The 16,052-nt window shown below is 47.5% G+C and carries 21 protein-coding genes; 12 read left to right on the plus strand and 9 right to left on the minus strand.

Going from position 1 to position 16,052, the window contains the following annotated elements:
- Nucleotides 1–211: 211 nt before the first annotated feature.
- From KQY15_RS13865 to KQY15_RS13915, 11 genes are read left to right on the plus strand one after another with little or no spacing between them, the layout of a single operon-like run.
- Nucleotides 212–1,189: a calcium/sodium antiporter gene (locus KQY15_RS13865; protein ID WP_217670138.1), complete on the plus strand. Its 978-nt coding sequence runs from the start codon at nucleotides 212–214 to the stop codon at nucleotides 1,187–1,189.
- A gap of 24 nt (nucleotides 1,190–1,213) precedes the next feature.
- Complete coding sequence (locus tag KQY15_RS13870; RefSeq protein WP_217670140.1) at nucleotides 1,214–2,182, plus strand: KpsF/GutQ family sugar-phosphate isomerase; 969 nt, start codon at nucleotides 1,214–1,216, stop codon at nucleotides 2,180–2,182.
- Nucleotides 2,183–2,737, plus strand: coding sequence for a 3-deoxy-manno-octulosonate-8-phosphatase KdsC (gene kdsC, locus KQY15_RS13875; protein ID WP_217670142.1), 555 nt, complete (start codon nucleotides 2,183–2,185; stop codon nucleotides 2,735–2,737). It abuts the gene before it with no gap.
- The gene (lptC, locus tag KQY15_RS13880) at nucleotides 2,734–3,291 is read left to right on the plus strand and encodes an LPS export ABC transporter periplasmic protein LptC (RefSeq protein ID WP_217670143.1); all 558 of its coding nucleotides are present in this window, start codon (nucleotides 2,734–2,736) and stop codon (nucleotides 3,289–3,291) included. Before kdsC ends, lptC begins: the two co-directional genes overlap by 4 nt.
- Complete coding sequence (gene lptA / locus KQY15_RS13885) at nucleotides 3,278–3,772, plus strand: lipopolysaccharide transport periplasmic protein LptA (protein ID WP_217670145.1); 495 nt, start codon at nucleotides 3,278–3,280, stop codon at nucleotides 3,770–3,772. The genes lptC and lptA overlap by 14 nt, the downstream gene beginning before the upstream one ends.
- The gene (gene lptB / locus KQY15_RS13890; RefSeq protein WP_217670147.1) at nucleotides 3,769–4,491 is read left to right on the plus strand and encodes an LPS export ABC transporter ATP-binding protein; all 723 of its coding nucleotides are present in this window, start codon (nucleotides 3,769–3,771) and stop codon (nucleotides 4,489–4,491) included. Before lptA ends, lptB begins: the two co-directional genes overlap by 4 nt.
- A 46-nt stretch (nucleotides 4,492–4,537) precedes the next feature.
- The gene (locus KQY15_RS13895; RefSeq protein WP_217670149.1) at nucleotides 4,538–6,034 is read left to right on the plus strand and encodes an RNA polymerase factor sigma-54; all 1,497 of its coding nucleotides are present in this window, start codon (nucleotides 4,538–4,540) and stop codon (nucleotides 6,032–6,034) included.
- 26 nt (nucleotides 6,035–6,060) lie between these two features.
- Complete coding sequence (hpf, locus tag KQY15_RS13900; RefSeq protein WP_046556707.1) at nucleotides 6,061–6,348, plus strand: ribosome hibernation promoting factor; 288 nt, start codon at nucleotides 6,061–6,063, stop codon at nucleotides 6,346–6,348.
- Between the two features lie 7 nt (nucleotides 6,349–6,355).
- A complete protein-coding gene (gene ptsN, locus KQY15_RS13905) occupies nucleotides 6,356–6,829 on the plus strand; it encodes a PTS IIA-like nitrogen regulatory protein PtsN (protein ID WP_217670151.1) in 474 nt (157 codons plus the stop codon).
- Complete coding sequence (rapZ, locus tag KQY15_RS13910) at nucleotides 6,826–7,683, plus strand: RNase adapter RapZ (RefSeq protein WP_217670153.1); 858 nt, start codon at nucleotides 6,826–6,828, stop codon at nucleotides 7,681–7,683. The genes ptsN and rapZ overlap by 4 nt, the downstream gene beginning before the upstream one ends.
- Nucleotides 7,673–7,945: an HPr family phosphocarrier protein gene (locus tag KQY15_RS13915; RefSeq protein WP_217670155.1), complete on the plus strand. Its 273-nt coding sequence runs from the start codon at nucleotides 7,673–7,675 to the stop codon at nucleotides 7,943–7,945. The genes rapZ and KQY15_RS13915 overlap by 11 nt, the downstream gene beginning before the upstream one ends.
- Nucleotides 7,946–7,966: 21 nt before the next feature.
- On the opposite strand, the gene KQY15_RS13920 is transcribed toward KQY15_RS13915, so the two are convergent.
- From KQY15_RS13920 to KQY15_RS13945, 6 genes are read right to left on the minus strand one after another with little or no spacing between them, the layout of a single operon-like run.
- The gene (locus KQY15_RS13920) at nucleotides 7,967–8,356 is read right to left on the minus strand and encodes a Na+/H+ antiporter subunit G (protein WP_217670157.1); all 390 of its coding nucleotides are present in this window, start codon (nucleotides 8,354–8,356) and stop codon (nucleotides 7,967–7,969) included.
- Nucleotides 8,357–8,366: 10 nt separating this feature from the next.
- On the minus strand, nucleotides 8,367–8,636 hold the full coding sequence (locus KQY15_RS13925; RefSeq protein ID WP_019675245.1) for a K+/H+ antiporter subunit F: 270 nt from the start codon (nucleotides 8,634–8,636) through the stop codon (nucleotides 8,367–8,369).
- On the minus strand, nucleotides 8,630–9,166 hold the full coding sequence (locus KQY15_RS13930; protein ID WP_217670159.1) for a Na+/H+ antiporter subunit E: 537 nt from the start codon (nucleotides 9,164–9,166) through the stop codon (nucleotides 8,630–8,632). The genes KQY15_RS13925 and KQY15_RS13930 overlap by 7 nt, the downstream gene beginning before the upstream one ends.
- On the minus strand, nucleotides 9,163–10,686 hold the full coding sequence (locus KQY15_RS13935) for a monovalent cation/H+ antiporter subunit D (protein WP_217670161.1): 1,524 nt from the start codon (nucleotides 10,684–10,686) through the stop codon (nucleotides 9,163–9,165). Before KQY15_RS13935 ends, KQY15_RS13930 begins: the two co-directional genes overlap by 4 nt.
- Nucleotides 10,686–11,039, minus strand: a complete 354-nt coding sequence (locus tag KQY15_RS13940; protein WP_217670163.1) for a Na+/H+ antiporter subunit C — start codon at nucleotides 11,037–11,039, stop codon at nucleotides 10,686–10,688. Before KQY15_RS13940 ends, KQY15_RS13935 begins: the two co-directional genes overlap by 1 nt.
- The gene (locus KQY15_RS13945) at nucleotides 11,039–13,834 is read right to left on the minus strand and encodes a monovalent cation/H+ antiporter subunit A (protein WP_217670165.1); all 2,796 of its coding nucleotides are present in this window, start codon (nucleotides 13,832–13,834) and stop codon (nucleotides 11,039–11,041) included. Before KQY15_RS13945 ends, KQY15_RS13940 begins: the two co-directional genes overlap by 1 nt.
- A 323-nt stretch (nucleotides 13,835–14,157) precedes the next feature.
- Here KQY15_RS13945 and KQY15_RS13950 point away from each other — a divergent pair, with 323 nt between their 5' ends.
- Nucleotides 14,158–14,340, plus strand: coding sequence for a helix-turn-helix domain-containing protein (locus KQY15_RS13950; RefSeq protein ID WP_217670167.1), 183 nt, complete (start codon nucleotides 14,158–14,160; stop codon nucleotides 14,338–14,340).
- Here KQY15_RS13950 and KQY15_RS13955 read toward each other — a convergent pair.
- Genes KQY15_RS13955 through KQY15_RS13965 form a run of 3 tightly spaced genes read right to left on the minus strand, consistent with a single transcriptional unit; the run spans nucleotide 14,326 to nucleotide 16,045 of the window.
- Nucleotides 14,326–15,222 (minus strand): phosphotransferase, encoded by an 897-nt coding sequence (locus KQY15_RS13955; RefSeq protein WP_217670169.1) that lies wholly within the window; start codon nucleotides 15,220–15,222, stop codon nucleotides 14,326–14,328. The genes KQY15_RS13950 and KQY15_RS13955 overlap by 15 nt on opposite strands.
- On the minus strand, nucleotides 15,171–15,800 hold the full coding sequence (pnuC, locus tag KQY15_RS13960; RefSeq protein ID WP_217670171.1) for a nicotinamide riboside transporter PnuC: 630 nt from the start codon (nucleotides 15,798–15,800) through the stop codon (nucleotides 15,171–15,173). The genes KQY15_RS13955 and pnuC overlap by 52 nt, the downstream gene beginning before the upstream one ends.
- Nucleotides 15,797–16,045, minus strand: coding sequence for a YkoF family thiamine/hydroxymethylpyrimidine-binding protein (locus KQY15_RS13965; RefSeq protein ID WP_217670173.1), 249 nt, complete (start codon nucleotides 16,043–16,045; stop codon nucleotides 15,797–15,799). Before KQY15_RS13965 ends, pnuC begins: the two co-directional genes overlap by 4 nt.
- Nucleotides 16,046–16,052: the final 7 nt, after the last annotated feature.

Raw genomic sequence — 16,052 nt, forward strand, 5'->3', positions numbered from 1 at the left:
TATACATACACGGTTGTATGTTTGCAATCGAATACCGATGCCATCTGACGTTGTTATATTGTAAAGGTAATGCATCTCAAAGTCGTTACAAAAAATCGTAACAAAGTGTGCGAATTAATCGAAGATAGCTGAAGCAGCAGGTTTTTTTGCAATTACCGCCAATAACACGGAAAATAAGGCTAACTTAACCCGTAAATTAAAGGACTGCTACGTGTCACCTCTTCTGCTCGCGGTTTTTTTTGTTGTGGTCGGCCTGGTATTACTGATCTGGAGTGCCGATCGTTTTGTGTTCGGGGCATCATCAATTGCCCGCAACAGCGGTATTTCGCCAATGGTAATTGGCCTTACTATCGTGGCGATGGGATCTTCTGCTCCTGAAATGCTGGTATCTGCTACTGCAGCGTGGCAAGGTAAGCTGGATACCTCAGTTGGTAATGCCATCGGCTCAAACATTACTAATATTTTACTGGTTATAGGCGCTGCCGCACTGTTAAAACCGATAGCCGTATCATCTTTAACCTTGCGTCGGGAATTTCCGCTGTTATTAATCTGCACCCTTTTTGGCTACTATTTACTATCAGATGATTTGTTAACCCGCAACGAGGGTATTGTGTTGCTTGTTGCCTTTTTCAGCTTTCTGGCACTGTTAGTTTACTGGGGCAAGCACGCTAGCCCGGATGATCCGCTAATAGCTGAAATTAATGCTGAAGTGCCGACCGTTAATATATCCACTTTAAAGGCGATCATCTGGGTAGTAATCGGCTTGGTGTTATTACTGGCAAGTTCCCAATTACTTGTTCATGGCGCCGTTACAATCGCCCGATACGCCGGCATGAGTGACCTGGTAATTGGTTTAACGATTATTGCAATAGGCACCAGTCTGCCAGAACTTGCTGCCAGTATTATTGGCATTTTAAAAGGTGAAGATGACTTAGCGCTGGGTAACATTATCGGCTCAAACATTTTTAATATTCTGGCAGTGCTTGGTTTAGGTGCTGTTATCGGACCCGATATCATAGATCCCAACGCCGGTGGCAGGGACAGTTACGTGATGATTGGTGCCACTGTATTAATGTTACTAATGTCGGTACGACTGACCCGGATGCAACGGATTAACCGGGCAGAGGGTGCTATACTGCTGGCAGGTTTTATCGGCTATCAATATCTGTTGTTCTCGCAGATGGCGTAATTTCTTATCTTTATGGCAAGTAATATGACCAACACTTTTATTAACCGGGCGTTAGAAGTTTTGCAGATAGAAGCTGAAGCCGTGCGTCAGCTGGCGCAGTACATTAATGCCGATTTTGAACAGGCTTGTCAGCTGCTGTTCAGCAGCAAAGGCAAAGTTATTGTTATGGGAATGGGTAAATCCGGTCATATTGCCAATAAAATTTCTGCCACGCTGGCATCTACCGGTACCCCGGCGTTTTTTGTTCACCCCGCAGAAGCCAGTCATGGCGATTTAGGAATGCTTGCTGCAGGTGATATTGTGCTGGCCATTTCTAATTCCGGAGAAACTGCTGAAATATTAACTATTCTGCCAGTAATCAAACGCTTAGGTATTACCCTTATTAGTATGTCAGGTAACCCGGCCTCAACACTTGCTAAATTATCCGACGTACACTTGTGTGTCAGAGTGGAACAGGAAGCCTGTCCGTTGGGATTGGCCCCGACTGCCAGCACCACCGCTACCCTGGCAATGGGTGACGCGCTGGCCGTTGCCCTGTTGGATGCCCGCGGCTTTTCTGCCGACGATTTTGCGTTGTCTCACCCGGGAGGCAGTCTTGGCCGCAAGCTGTTGCTGCGCCTGAGTGATGTTATGCACAAAGACCATCAAGTGCCTGTCGTGCCACGCCAGGCTACAATTAAAGAAGCCCTGCTGGAAATATCAGCAAAAGGCCTGGGCATGACAGCAGTGGTCAACCCCGATCACAGCCTGGCAGGTATTTTCACCGATGGTGACTTACGTCGAATTCTTGATCTTAAACTTGACATCCACAGCACTCCAATCGAGCAAGTGATGACAACACCCTGCACGACAGCCAGCGCAGATATGCTGGCTGGTGAAGCCCTAAAAATTATGCAACAAAAGAAAATCAATGGCTTATTAATTATTGACGCAAATCAGGTGCCAATCGGCGCAATGAACATGCATGATTTATTGCGGGCAGGAGTAATGTAAATGTCACTTTTTGCAGAGCTGTATCAGCCGGTCAGCGATGATATTCTGGCGCGGTCCCGCAACATAAAGCTGTTGATTTGCGACGTAGATGGTGTTTTCTCTGATGGCAGAATTTATCTGGGCAATGCTGGCGAAGAGTTAAAAGCTTTTCATACCCGTGACGGCTATGGCATTAAAGCTTTGCGTCACGCTGGGGTTGAAGTAGCTGTAATAACAGGCCGCACGTCAACTATTGTCGAGCAGCGGATGCGCTCGTTAACCATACCTTATATCTACCAGGGCCAGGAAAATAAGCAAGCTGCCTTCGCCCAGTTACAGCAGAAACTGGCTTTATCCGCCGCCCAGATTGCTTACATTGGCGATGATTTATCTGACTGGCAGGTAATGCAACACTGCGGACTAGCGGTAGCCGTTAAAGATGCCCATCCGTATCTGTGCCGACAGGCACATTACATTACCTCTCTATCAGGTGGATTTGGTGCGGTGCGTGAGCTAACTGATTTACTGTTAATCAGCCAGCAAAAGTTTCAGCAATTTGACGGCAGCAGCTCATGAAAAAAATGCTTGTTTTGTTAGTGATAGCGCTGGTACTCACCGCCACTTATTTATGGTTTAATCCGGCAGAGCAGGCAGATGCAAATTACGCTGACCGTGAACTGTTACCCGATTATATTGCCGAACAAGTTACCCGTAGGGTGTATGACGAACAAGGTTATGTAGCAGACTATATTCAGGCCAGCCGGCTCGAGTTTTTTGAACGGCTTGGCTTTACCCAGTTTGAGCAGCCAAAATACATATTGTTTGACGCAGAGCATCTGCCCGCTTGGGAAGTTACCAGTCAGTTCGGAATCTGGTTGCCTGATGACAAAATTATTCTTGAGCAAGATGTTATCATTAGCAACGTAAACGGTCATGAGCTTGTCGAACGGATAAACACAGATAATCTCGAACTTTTATTGCCAAGCAGACTATTACAAACTACTGCTGCAGTTAAGATACTTGGTAAGGGTTTTTATATTAATGGTATAGGCTTGCAGGCTGATCTAACCGAGCAAAAACTGCGCATCGTTAAGCATCTGGAGACAGTATACGCCAATGAACAAAATTAAATTTTTCTTATTTGCCGCGCTTATGTCGGCAAACAGCTATGCAGCCGACGCTGATTACAGTCAGCCTATTGCGATAACGTCTGATAATAATGAGACTTCGATCAAGGAAAACGTCTCGGTATACACCGAGAATGTTGAAATACGTCAGGGCAGCTTAAACATTAAAGCTGACCGGTTAGAGATTAATGCCAGCGCAGGCAAAGGTAATGAAGTTTTTATTACTACAGGCAATCCGGTTCGCTACAGCCAGTTACTGGATGGTGATGTACCTGTAAATGCCCGTGCTGCCGAAATTCGTTATGATCTGGCCAGCCGTACCCTGACTCTCAGTGGTAACGCAGAATTAAGCCAGAGCGGCAGTCAGGTCCAGGCTGCGGTTATTCGCTATAACATTGAAACTCAGCAAATCAGTGCAGAAAGTGGTGAGCAGAAAAAAAGGGTAACCACCATTTTCACCCCGGAGAACAAGGAAAACCCATGAAGTTAGTGGCAGCGCATCTGGCCAAGAGTTATAAAGGCAGGCAAGTCGTAAAAGATGTCAGCCTTGAAGTTGCCGCAGGCCAGATTGTTGGCTTGCTCGGGCCAAATGGGGCAGGCAAAACCACCACTTTTTATATGATTGTCGGTCTGGTGCCGTCTGACAAAGGTAAAATCACCTTAAATGATCAGGAGATCACCTTTGATCCCATTCATGCCAGAGCCCGCGCTGGCATTGGCTATTTGCCTCAGGAAAGCTCTATTTTCCGCAAATTAACGGTATATGATAACTTGCTGGCTATATTGCAAACCCGCAAAGAGCTCAGCAATGCTAAACGGGAAGAGCTGGCTGACGACTTGCTGGAAGAATTTCATATTGGCCACATTAAAAACAGTCTGGGTATGAGTTTGTCAGGCGGTGAGAGGCGCCGGGTTGAAATAGCCAGGGCGCTGGCGGCCGACCCGGCTTTTATTTTACTTGATGAACCTTTTGCCGGTGTCGACCCCATTTCAGTGCTGGACATTAAAAAAATTATTCAGCATCTGGGGCAGCGTGGTATCGGGGTACTGATTACCGACCACAACGTCAGAGAAACCCTTGATGTCTGCGAAATGGCCTACATTGTCAGCCATGGCGAATTAATTGCGGCCGGGCCTCCGCAAGAAGTATTAGTTAATCAACAGGTTCGTGATGTATACCTCGGTGAGCAATTCAGGCTATAGTTAATAAAAATATCAAACGCCTGATTCAGGAGAGAAATAGACGTAAATGAAACCCTCTTTGCAACTTCGGCTAGGTCAGCAACTTACAATGACACCTCAGTTACAGCAGGCTATTCGCTTGCTGCAATTGTCAACCATTGAGCTGCAGCAGGAAATACAGGAAGCATTGGATGCTAATCCGTTGCTGGAGAGTGAAGATGAGTTTGAAAGCTTCTCTGCTGATCCCGATAGCAGCGATGTTAACGAGAATGATGTTCGCTCTGCTTCTGATGAAAGTAATGACAGCGCTCAGGAAAACCTGACCGAAGTTGCTGAGCGTGACAGCAGTGAGTCTATGACAGAGCAGGGCCTGCAGGACGATCTGCCACTGGATAATAACTGGGATGATTTAGTCAGCGCCGCACCAGTCAGCGCAGGCGCCCCGCCCGATGAAGATAACGTGTTTCAGGGTGAAACCAGTGAAACCCTGCAGGACTACCTGCGCTGGCAAATGCAGTTAACCCCCTTCTCGGAAACTGATTTAGCCATTGCCGAAATTATTATCGAAGGCATTGATGATACCGGACTGCTGACAATAGATGTGCCTGAGATTCTGGAATCCCTTGGCCTGCCCGACGTCGAAGCAGATGAAGTTGAAGCCGTTATTAAGCGAATTCAATTGTTTGATCCTGTTGGTGTCGGTGCCCGAACTATCGCCGAATGCTTGCTGGTCCAACTGCGGCAATTTGACCCTCAAACGCCTTTTTTACAGCAAGCGCAGCACGTCATTAAAGAACATACTGACTTTTTAGCTAACAGGGACTTTCGTTCTTTAATGCGGGTGACTAGACTGAAAGAAGATGAGCTAAAAGAAGTAATGCGGCTTATTCTGAGCTTGAATCCCAGACCGGGAGCCGACGTCATTCGTCAGGAACAACAATACGTAATTCCGGATGTCTCGGTAAGCAAAGTTAAAGGTCGCTGGCAGGTTGAACTAAACCCGGATGCGATGCCCAAAGTAAGAATTAATCAGCAGTATGCCGCAATGTCACGAACTGCGAAAAATACTGCTGATACCCAATTTATCAGGTCTCATCTGCAGGAGGCAAAATGGTTTCTGAAAAGCCTGGAAAGTCGTAACGAAACCCTGCTTAAGGTGGCTAATTGCATTGTGCAACAGCAACAAGCTTTTTTTGAGCATGGTGAAGAAGCAATGAAACCCATGGTGTTAAATGATGTAGCTGAAATGGTCGGCATGCATGAGTCAACCATATCCAGGGTGACGACTCAGAAATTTATGCACACGCCCAGAGGAATATTTGAACTTAAATTCTTTTTTTCCAGTCATGTCAGCACTGAAAGTGGCGGCGAGTGTTCGTCTACCGCGATCCGCGCTTTTATAAAAAAACTGGTGGCAGCTGAAAACCCGGCTAAGCCATTAAGTGACAGCAAGATGGCGGATATATTGTCCGAACAAGGCATCAACGTAGCGCGGCGTACCATCGCCAAGTATCGAGAAGCTTTGTTTATTCCGCCATCGAATCAACGCAAGACCTTAGTTTAGGTCGGCAAAACAGAAGGAAAACGTCTATGCAAATCAACTTAACAGGTCGTCATGTAGAGATTACAACTGCATTAAAAGAGTACGTAGACAATAAATTCGCCAAGCTGGAACGACATTTTGATCACATTAATAATGTACATGTGATCCTAAACGTGGAAAAATTGAAACAGATTGCTGAAGCTAAGCTGCATTTGAATGGTGGAGAAGTTTTTGCGGCATCGGAAGATGAAAATATGTACGCCGCTATCGACCAGTTAATTGACAAACTCGATAGACAAGTTATTAAACATAAAGAAAAAATAGCCCGACACTAAATAAATTATGATCAACTTAAGCGCTATGCTAGCCGAGAACTGCACCAAGAGTGCAGTTCTTTTTAACAGCAAAAAACGAATTCTCGAGTATATTGCAGAGTTGGCGCATCAGCGCTTGCCTGAGATCAGCGAGTACACCATACTCGAAGCGTTAATGACCCGTGAAAAGCTAGGCTCTACCGGAATTGGCGGTGGTATTGCTATCCCACACGGTAAGCTCAAAACAGTAACACAACCGATCCTGGTCTTTGTTGTTACCAAAGATGCAATTAGTTTCGACGCTATTGATAATCAGGCAGTAGATATCTTCTGCGCTATTCTGATCCCGGAAGAGCAGTGTCAGGCTCACCTGACAACACTGGCAGGTATTGCCCGTTTGCTCAGCCAGAAAGAACTCACCCGTAAAATCCGGCATGCCGAATCCGACGAGCATCTGTATCAATTGATCATCGATGCCAGTGAGGTAATGAGCGCATCATGAAACTGTTGGTTGTCAGCGGTCGTTCCGGTTCAGGCAAGTCAGTTGCATTAAGAGTGCTAGAAGATCTCGGCTACTACTGTGTCGATAATATTCCGGTAAATCTGTTACCTACCCTGGCCACCACTGTTATGGGCCAGTACGAGCGCGTTGCGGTCAGCATTGATGTTCGTAATTTGCCGCAAGACCCGGACGAGCTGGCCGATATTCTGTCTTATCTGCCACGTAAGCTTGACTTGACTATTCTGTACCTCGACGCTGACCATGCCAGCTTAATTAAGCGCTTCAGTGAGACCCGACGTCTGCATCCGTTATCACATCAGGCCATGTCACTGGACGAGGCCATTTCACGTGAGCAGCAGTTACTCGATCCCATATCAAGCCGGGCCGATTTGTATATTGATACCACTGAACTGAATGTTCACCAGTTAGCGGAGCAACTGCGGGAAAGGATACTGGGCCAGAAAACCGGCCGGCTGGTCATGCTATTTGAATCATTCGGCTTTAAATACGGTATTCCTAAAGACGCTGACTTCGTATTCGATGCCCGCTTTTTACCTAATCCGCACTGGGAGCCAGAGTTAAAGCCGCTGACCGGTTTGGACCAGCCTGTAAAAGACTATCTGGCGTCGCAAGCTGTTGTGGCTAAGTATACCTGGCAGATTAACAGCTTTATCAGCAGCTGGTTACCCCATCTGGAGCGCAACAACCGTAGCTATCTGACCATTGCTATAGGTTGTACCGGTGGCCAGCACCGTTCAGTCTACATTGCTGAAAGTCTTGCTGAAAGTTACCGTAATCAGCGGGAGGATGTTCAAATCCGTCATAGGGAGCTGGTGCGCCATCATGGCCACTAAGCTTAGCCGCAATGTCACTATCGTTAATCAGCTAGGCTTGCATGCCAGAGCAGCCACTAAGCTGGCCCAGTTGTGTCAGCAATTTCAGGCGCATATTGAATTAGTTCATGAAGATAAAAAAGCAGACGCCTGCAGCGTGCTCGCATTGCTGATGCTGGCCAGCAGCAAAGGTAAAACATTGCAGGTCACCGCAGAAGGTTCTGATGCAGAAGCCGCGTTACAGGCGGTGGTTACCCTTATTGAACAGGGTTTTGGCGAATAACACTCAGTTTACCGCTGTATATCAGGACTCATTTTTATCCGGCATCGCATGATGCTGTGCCGGGCTTCCTTCTTGCTGCCCCTGCTTAAGTTCCCGTTCGCCCCTGGTCCTCTCGATGGCTTGAAGCTGATGATGAAGTGCCGTTTTAATCAACATATGGGCACTGATTGGTGCGGTTATCAGCAGGAAAATAGTGATCAGTAGCTCATGTACACTGAGACTCTGTTGCAGACTAAAGTAAAAAATTGATCCCAGTAAAATACCACCCATGCCCAGCGTGGTAGCTTTAGTCGGACCATGTAGCCGCATAAAAAAGTCTGGCATCCGGGTTAAACCAATAGAACCTATTAACACAAAACTGCCACCAAGCAACAAAAAAAACGCGACAGCCCATTCCATCCAATTTTGCATATAGCTATTCCTATTCGATAATATCGCCGCGCAGTAAAAACTTACAAACTGCTACAGTGCTGACGAATCCCAGCATTGCAATTAGCAGTGCTGCTTCAAAATAAAGTGGCGATCCCATTAGCAATCCATATAAAATGATAAGCGCAATACTGTTGATAAACATGGTATCCAGCGCCAGAATCCTGTCTGGCAGGCTGGGACCTATCAGTAAACGCCATAAATTCAGAAGTAACGCCAGACTAATCATACCGAACACCAGAAATATTACCTGCTCTAACATTGGAATATCTCCTTCAACGGGGTTTCATAGCGGTCTTTAATCGTCGCTATTAACTCTGCCTCATCCTCTAAGTTCAGCACGTGGATTAACAGCCAGCGCTGGGTTATTTCTCCGCCATCCGGCTGTGTATCATGGCAGGGATACACATCGGCACTTACTGTACCCGGTGTCATCGATACTGTACTGGCCAGAATCGTTATTGGCAGGTCATGTTGTAAATCCAATGGCATCCTGACAAAGGCCGGATTAAGGCGCCGCTGAGGGCCCAGGATTAAAACAGCCACCTGCGCATTGGCAGTGATAATGTCGCCAAACACCCGCAAAATATAACGTAGTGCCAGCAACGGTCGTTCGATTAATGGTTGCGGGTCACGGAATTTAGCACTGATCCAGGGGATAATTAAAGCCAGGATGGTGCCAAAAAATAAATGGAACACTTCAATACTTTGGTTCAGAAGCAACCAAACCAATAGCAATAACATACTGCGATAAGGCGTAGGTAACCAGCTAAAACGCGGCGTGACTCTCATGGTTGATCTCCAACTGTTGCCGTATCACCCAGAATAATAGCAATACTACTTTGAATATCACGAATTTGTTCGGCTGCGGCAAACGACAGTTCGGTAAGGGGCCCGGCAAACACAACCATTAACGGCGCAGCGAGCAACAGCCAACCTAATGCGAAAGCCTGCAATGGCAGCACCCGCTCTGGCCCGGCTTCATTGCCACTAACCCGCCAGAACAGCACACTGCCGGCCCTGGCTAGTCCGATCAGTACCATAAGGCTGCTTAACAGCACAACTGACCATAAAAATATCTGCTGTACCGGCGAACTGGCTGCCTGCAGGATCATAAGCTTACCAACAAAACCTGACAGCGGGGGTAAGCCCGCCACAGAGACAGCAGCTACGACAAACAGGCTACCAAGCAAAGCCGGTTGCGCCATTCGCCGGCCCGGTACTAACCTGTCGCCAGCTTTGCCGCGCTGGGCACCTATGACATCAGCCAGCAGGAACAGCGCGCCACATACCAAAGTGGAATGCACGGTATAAAACAACACGGCAGACGTTGCCGCATTGCTTTGCAGGGCCACCAGGGTAACCAGAGTACCCACAGAGATAATCACCAGATTAGCGACCAGCTTTCTGAAATCCTGGCTTGCCAGAACCCCTATTGCTCCCAGCATAATAGTAGCCAGCCCCAACGGCCATAACCAGTCCGATGCCATGCCAGCCAGTGGACCTGCCTGCTCACCAAAAATCGTAGTGTAAACCCGTAATAAGGCATACACCCCAATTTTAGTCATAACAGCAAACAACGCCGCTACCGGCGGCGATGCCGCCGAATAAGTAGCAGGCAACCAAAATTGTAATGGTAAAATTGCCGCTTTTAATGCGAACACAATTAACAACAGCAAGCCGCCTGATTTAACCAGCATTAAATTTTCTGGCGGTAACTTTGCTACCTGCACTGCCATATCAGCAATATTTAGCGTACCCAGGGTGCCATATAAAATGCCCAGCGAAAACAGAAACACCGCAGAGCCCGCCAGATTCAGTACCACATAATGCACCGCAGCCTTGGTTTTATTTTTACCACCGGCGTGCACCAGCAAACCATAAGAAGCGATCAACAGCACTTCGAAAAATACAAACAGGTTAAATAAATCGCCGGTTAAAAAAGCACCGTTAATACCCATCAACTGAAACTGGAACAGCGGATGGAAAAATGATCCCCGCTCGTCTTCGCCGGCACTGCCATAACAAATAGCGCCCAGCGCCAGCACTGAGGTTAGGCACACCATACTGACACTGAAGATATCAGCGACCAGAATAATGCCAAAAGGCGGCTGCCAGGCACCTAAAGCATAGAACGAAACCCCTTCAGCCTGAGTTTGCCACAGCAGGCAACCTGTAAGGATAAGCAAAATAACCGTTGATATCATACTTACCCAGCGCCGGCGCATTGGTGAGTAATGAATAGGCGGCAGCATAATCAACAGCGCGGTAAAAATAGGCAGTAAAATTGGCGCGATAATTAAATGTGACATTACCGGCTCTCCTTCCGACTACTTTCATTACCGGGCAATTTGCCATCAACATGGTCGTTACCTAAGTCGGCTCGGGCCCGGATTGCCAGAATGACCAGATAAGCCGTCATTGCAAACCCAATTACTATAGCGGTAAGCACCAGCGCCTGAGGTAAAGGATCTGCATAGTTATCGGTTGTACCGAGCACTGCTGCGCCCTGTAACGTCAGCCTGCCAGAAGAAAACAGGAATAAGTTAACGGCATAAGAGAGCATTGTCAGACCCACCACCACCGGGAATGTGCGGCCCCGAAGCAGTAAGAACACACCACAAGCGGTAAGAAACCCAATACAACCTGCAAGTAAGCTTTCCATTAAATGCTCTCCGTATGCACTGGCCGATGACTGGTTGTCATCTTACCTAAACTTGCCAGAATCAGCATGGTAGACCCCACTACGGTAATATAAACCCCGGCATCAAACGCTATAGCGCTTGCCAGTTCAACTTTACCCAGTAACGGAATATCAAAATAGTCAAACCAGGACGTTAAAAATGGCTTATTAAACAACCAGCTGGCAACACCGGTAACCAACGCCACCATCAACCCGACTGCAACAACCCGCTGATACTCAATATTCATCCGGCTTTTCACCCACTCTACCCCATGGGCAATATATTGCAGGATCAAAGCAACAGCCGTAACCAGACCAGCAATAAAACCACCACCCGGCAGATTATGGCCACGGAAGAAAATGAACACAGACACCATCAGTGCCAATGGTAATAAACTCTGCGACACCGTTGCCAGTAATACCGGGTGTCGTTCCAGTGCCCAGGGCCGCCCTTCACCATCACTGCTTGGTTTGAACACCGGTATCCGCGTCAGTAATTTGAAAATCCCCAGCGAGGCAATACCCAACACCGCTATCTCACCAAAAGTATCAAAGCCCCGGAAATCGACCAGGATAACATTCACGACATTCGTCCCGCCGCCACCGGTTTTAGAGTTCGCCAGGAAAAAGTCAGAAATAGTACTAAATGGCCGGGTCATAATGGCATAGCTGATGCTGCCAATAACAACCCCGACCATGCTTGCCAGACCAATATCTCTGATCACCCGGGTGGGGCTGGATTGCTTGGGCGTTTTATGCGGCAGGAAAAATAATGCCAGCATCAGCAGGATGATTGTCACCACCTCTACTGACAGTTGAGTAAGCGCTAAGTCGGGTGCTGAAAACCGGGTAAAGGCAATTGACACCATAAGCCCCACCACCGAGATCATCAGCAGCGCCACTACCCTTTGCCGGTGAAATACCACTGTCGCGAAAGCGCTGATTAGCAACATTGCCGCCCCTGTGGCGTTAACGGCATCGACAGGTAATTCAGGCCGACCGCCAAACAAGGTATCGAGTTGCAGTAGTGGCAACCCGGCCAGCACAACCACACCCATTAATAAAAATACCAGATAGCGTTGCAATGAACCATTATCCAGCCAGCTGTATAGTTGCTGGCAGTGTTTAACCAGAACTTTCATTATCGATTCAAAAGTAGTAATCGCATCAACTCCGGGCAGAGTATTCTGAAAGTCGAACAAGTGTTTGCGGTTAATGTAAATTAACGCGCCACCGGCCAGGGCGACAATACTCATCAGCAATGCAACATTAAAACCATGCCAGATAGCCAGGCTGTATTCAGGCACCTCAGTCCCCAGCACGGCAAAAGATGCGGCATGCAGCAAATCACCCACAATATAACCCGGTGCAACACCAACCAGAATACACAGTACCACGAGCACCTCAACCGGCATCCGCATATAACGTGGTGGCTCATGCGGGGTTTTGGTCAGCCCTTTAGGCTTGCCATTAAAAAACACATCGTGAATAAAGCGGGTTGAGTATGCTACTGAGAAAATCCCGGCCACTGTCGCCAGTACTGGAATTATCCAGGATAACGAGCCCAGCAGATGCTGTTGCAGGGTTTCGACAAAAAACATTTCTTTCGACAAAAACCCGTTTAGTAACGGCACCCCGGCCATCGCTGCTGCAGCGACCATTGCCAGGGTGGCGGTGATCGGCATAAAGTGCCATAAACCATTGAGTTTACGCATATCACGCGAACCTGACTCATGATCAATTATACCGGCAGCCATAAACAGTGACGCTTTAAATGTAGCATGGTTAATAATATGGAATACCCCGGCCACTGCTGCCAGATCAGTACCCATACCAAATAACAATGTAATCAGCCCCAGATGGCTAATAGTAGAGTAAGCAAGCAGACCTTTCAGATCGTGTTTAAACAGCGCCAGATAAGCCCCAACCAGCAACGTGGTTAAACCGGTCATACTTACCAGCAAAAACCATAAATCGGTACCTGCCATTGCCGGATAGAACCGGGCCAGCAGAAAAATACCGGCTTTTACCATTGTTGCCGAGTGCAAATAGGCGCTAACCGGAGTAGGCGCTGCCATGGCATTAGGTAACCAGAAATGAAAAGGGAACTGAGCTGATTTAGTAAAGCAACCAAGCAGAAATAACACCAGAACCAGCGGATACCAGCCGTGCTGCTGAATAACAGCGCCACTGGCCAGAATAACATCCAAATCGTAACTACCGGTGATCTGCCCCAGCAACAACAGGGCTGCCAGCAAACATAAGCCTCCTGCGCCGGTCACCGTCAACGCCATCCTGGCGCCTCGTCTGGCTTCTGACTTATGCCACCAGTAACTGATGAGTAAGAAGGAGCTGATACTGGTTAATTCCCAGAACAACCAGAGTTGTAACACATTATTAGATAAAACAATGCCCATCATAGCAGTCATAAACAGCATCAGATAAGCATAAAACCGTGGCATCGAATCTTGTTCAGATAAATAGTAACGGGCGTATAAAATGATCAGTAAGCCAATCCCCAGGATCAGCAAACTAAACAGAAATGCCAACCCGTCCAGCCTGATACTGATATCCAGGCCCAGCAACGGTATCCACCCCAGGGTATAACGTAAACTTTCTCCGGCAAACACTGCGCTGCCGTAATACAGTAATATCATCAGGGCAAAGGCTGGCGGAACCGCAGTTGCCATCGCACATGCACTGCGGCGCCAGTTGGCCGTAAGCACTGGCACCAGAGTACCTAGCAGGGGAAGTAATAGTATCCATAACAATGTCATAGCGTCGTTGCTTCCTTTACAAAAAGGCCAGAAATCAGCAAAAATTATAATGTGTGGCCTGCAGGTTAAGTGTAATTTATAAGACCAACCCGCGACGGATATCAACCACCTGAAAATGAAACCGGCTTGCTACCGGCCATGCATCAAAACTTATTTGAATTTTTAGCAATATTTATACCGGTAAGTGGCCGGAATGTCTATTAAAGTCGGAATAGCTACCAGCGAAATACCGGTAACATTTTTTCAGGATTATCCTTTTTTTAATTTAAAAAAGTGCTTGAATAAGGTATTACTAGGCTCTTAACTTTTTTCAGGATAACGCTATGTCACTCATGTCGGTACAACAGGTTGCAGAGTTCCTTGGAATCCCGGATATCCGGGTAGAACGGTTAGCCAGGGAAAATTTGCTGGTTGCCACAGATAAAGACGACAGTGGCAAACCATTGTTTAATGAAGATGATGTCAAACGTTATAAAGTACTGGCAGAGCGGTTAGGCGGATTGTAACGCTAACTGTTTAGCAAGTTGCTGACGCCAGTGTTGGGTCAGCGACTCGCTTTCACTCAGGCTGACCTGCAGCTTCAAATACCACAACCAGCAAAATCCGCTGAAAACGGCTTTTGCCAGTAACAACTTTTCCCTGTGCAGTGCCGCTGTTTCACAACACTCTGTCCGGTGTTGCCGGTAGGTTGTCATCAACGTTTGCTCTGTAGTGTCAGACAACTGAAAATTAAGTGACACCGCGGCTAAATCAAGACAACTGTCAGCTAGCTGTGCATATTCAAAATCCAATAACCATAGCGCATCGTCAGCCCATAGCATATTGCCGGCATGCAGATCGAGATGACACAACACCAAATCTGCCGGTAACGCCTGATACTGTTTCGCGGCTGCCAGCAATTGCTTGAAAAGTGCTTGATCAGCAGCATCTAAAGCCTGCCGGACAGGCTTAACCAATTGATGCAGATAGCTTACTGGTTGCAAAACTGCGGTTTGTACTGGCAGCTGATGTAAGGTTGCAAGAGTTGATGCAAGTATCGGCATCGATTGCCCGGTAAGCAAAAATTCCTCACCATCGGCTATAAACTCGCTTATCAGAACCTGCAAATGATTATTTAAACACAATGGTGCTGGTGCAATACCGGCAACAGCTGCGGCATGCTGACAACGCAATTCCTGCTGACGGCAAACTGCGCTGCTGACCGGATAACGCCGCACAGCATAAAGGCCGCGGCGTGTTTCAACCCGGTAATTCAGATTAAGGTCACCATTAGACAAGGGGGAAATAGCGAGCGGTGGGTGGCCGGCAAAAAACTCAAGATGCCGGCACAATGCAGTTATCTGGCTGGCAGCACCAGTTGGGGTTGCTGTTGATAGTTCGCCCGCCATATAAAATATCCTGCCATCGCAATAATGGTATACAGCATAAACAACAGGGTCAGAAAATACAGATGTTTTTGTGCATACACATAAATTGATACCGCATCTATCACCACCCAGTATAACCAGTTCGACACCAGCTTCCGGGCAACCAGCCAGGTGGCCATAACGCTGAATGCGGTAGTTTGCGCGTCGAGGTAAGCAAAGTCAGCCCGGGTATAATTCGCCATCAGGTAACCCAGCACCAGTCCAATGCTGCCGGTTAACGCAATTAACTGCAGATGCCGGCGCCAGGGCCACTCAGAGACTTTATTCGCACCATGATGCTGGTATTTCAGCTGTTGCCAGCGCCACCAGCCATATAGTGCCATAGCAGCATAGTATAACTGCAACAGTGCATCAGACAGTAATGCCGAATCCCACATAATATGAGTAAATAATATAGTGCTTAGTAATGCTGCCGGCCAGCACCAGAGGCTCTGGCGCATGGCCAGTATTACGTAGGCCAGCGCCAGCAAGGTTGCCAGCAGCTCAAGACTATGCATCAACTGCCATTGATCCAGCGCATTACTAAGCCAGAGCATCATGGCTGCAAATCACCATGAATAAACTTACAGACAAATACCACCTTGCCATATTGAGCGAAAGACGCCTTAATACAGTCTTGCAGCGCCTGCATCACCTGATCATAGTCACCAAATAACTGCGTGCTCATGGTATTAGTAATAACCCGGATATCCGGATACTGGTTCAACTGCTCAATAAAGCCTTTTATCGGCCCGATATAATCCTCTGCCAGAGGGTATTTACTGATTTCTACTGATAATTTCATCTCAACT

Origin of the sequence: Arsukibacterium indicum (genome assembly GCF_019100565.1) — a bacterium.
In the GTDB taxonomy this organism is placed as follows: Bacteria; Pseudomonadota; Gammaproteobacteria; order Enterobacterales; family Alteromonadaceae; genus Alishewanella; species Alishewanella indicum.

Coding starts and splice junctions, on each gene's coding strand:
- KQY15_RS13870 (WP_217670140.1), top strand. CDS start 1,214: ATGACCAACACTTTTATTAACCGGGCGTTAGAAGTTTTGCAGATAGAA.
- kdsC (WP_217670142.1), top strand. CDS start 2,183: ATGTCACTTTTTGCAGAGCTGTATCAGCCGGTCAGCGATGATATTCTG.
- lptC (WP_217670143.1), top strand. CDS start 2,734: ATGAAAAAAATGCTTGTTTTGTTAGTGATAGCGCTGGTACTCACCGCC.
- lptA (WP_217670145.1), top strand. CDS start 3,278: ATGAACAAAATTAAATTTTTCTTATTTGCCGCGCTTATGTCGGCAAAC.
- lptB (WP_217670147.1), top strand. CDS start 3,769: ATGAAGTTAGTGGCAGCGCATCTGGCCAAGAGTTATAAAGGCAGGCAA.
- KQY15_RS13895 (WP_217670149.1), top strand. CDS start 4,538: ATGAAACCCTCTTTGCAACTTCGGCTAGGTCAGCAACTTACAATGACA.
- hpf (WP_046556707.1), top strand. CDS start 6,061: ATGCAAATCAACTTAACAGGTCGTCATGTAGAGATTACAACTGCATTA.
- ptsN (WP_217670151.1), top strand. CDS start 6,356: ATGATCAACTTAAGCGCTATGCTAGCCGAGAACTGCACCAAGAGTGCA.
- rapZ (WP_217670153.1), top strand. CDS start 6,826: ATGAAACTGTTGGTTGTCAGCGGTCGTTCCGGTTCAGGCAAGTCAGTT.
- KQY15_RS13915 (WP_217670155.1), top strand. CDS start 7,673: ATGGCCACTAAGCTTAGCCGCAATGTCACTATCGTTAATCAGCTAGGC.
- KQY15_RS13920 (WP_217670157.1), bottom strand. CDS start 8,356: ATGCAAAATTGGATGGAATGGGCTGTCGCGTTTTTTTTGTTGCTTGGT.
- KQY15_RS13925 (WP_019675245.1), bottom strand. CDS start 8,636: ATGTTAGAGCAGGTAATATTTCTGGTGTTCGGTATGATTAGTCTGGCG.
- KQY15_RS13930 (WP_217670159.1), bottom strand. CDS start 9,166: ATGAGAGTCACGCCGCGTTTTAGCTGGTTACCTACGCCTTATCGCAGT.
- KQY15_RS13935 (WP_217670161.1), bottom strand. CDS start 10,686: ATGTCACATTTAATTATCGCGCCAATTTTACTGCCTATTTTTACCGCG.
- KQY15_RS13940 (WP_217670163.1), bottom strand. CDS start 11,039: ATGGAAAGCTTACTTGCAGGTTGTATTGGGTTTCTTACCGCTTGTGGT.
- KQY15_RS13945 (WP_217670165.1), bottom strand. CDS start 13,834: ATGACATTGTTATGGATACTATTACTTCCCCTGCTAGGTACTCTGGTG.
- KQY15_RS13950 (WP_217670167.1), top strand. CDS start 14,158: ATGTCACTCATGTCGGTACAACAGGTTGCAGAGTTCCTTGGAATCCCG.
- KQY15_RS13955 (WP_217670169.1), bottom strand. CDS start 15,222: ATGGCGGGCGAACTATCAACAGCAACCCCAACTGGTGCTGCCAGCCAG.
- pnuC (WP_217670171.1), bottom strand. CDS start 15,800: ATGATGCTCTGGCTTAGTAATGCGCTGGATCAATGGCAGTTGATGCAT.
- KQY15_RS13965 (WP_217670173.1), bottom strand. CDS start 16,045: ATGAAATTATCAGTAGAAATCAGTAAATACCCTCTGGCAGAGGATTAT.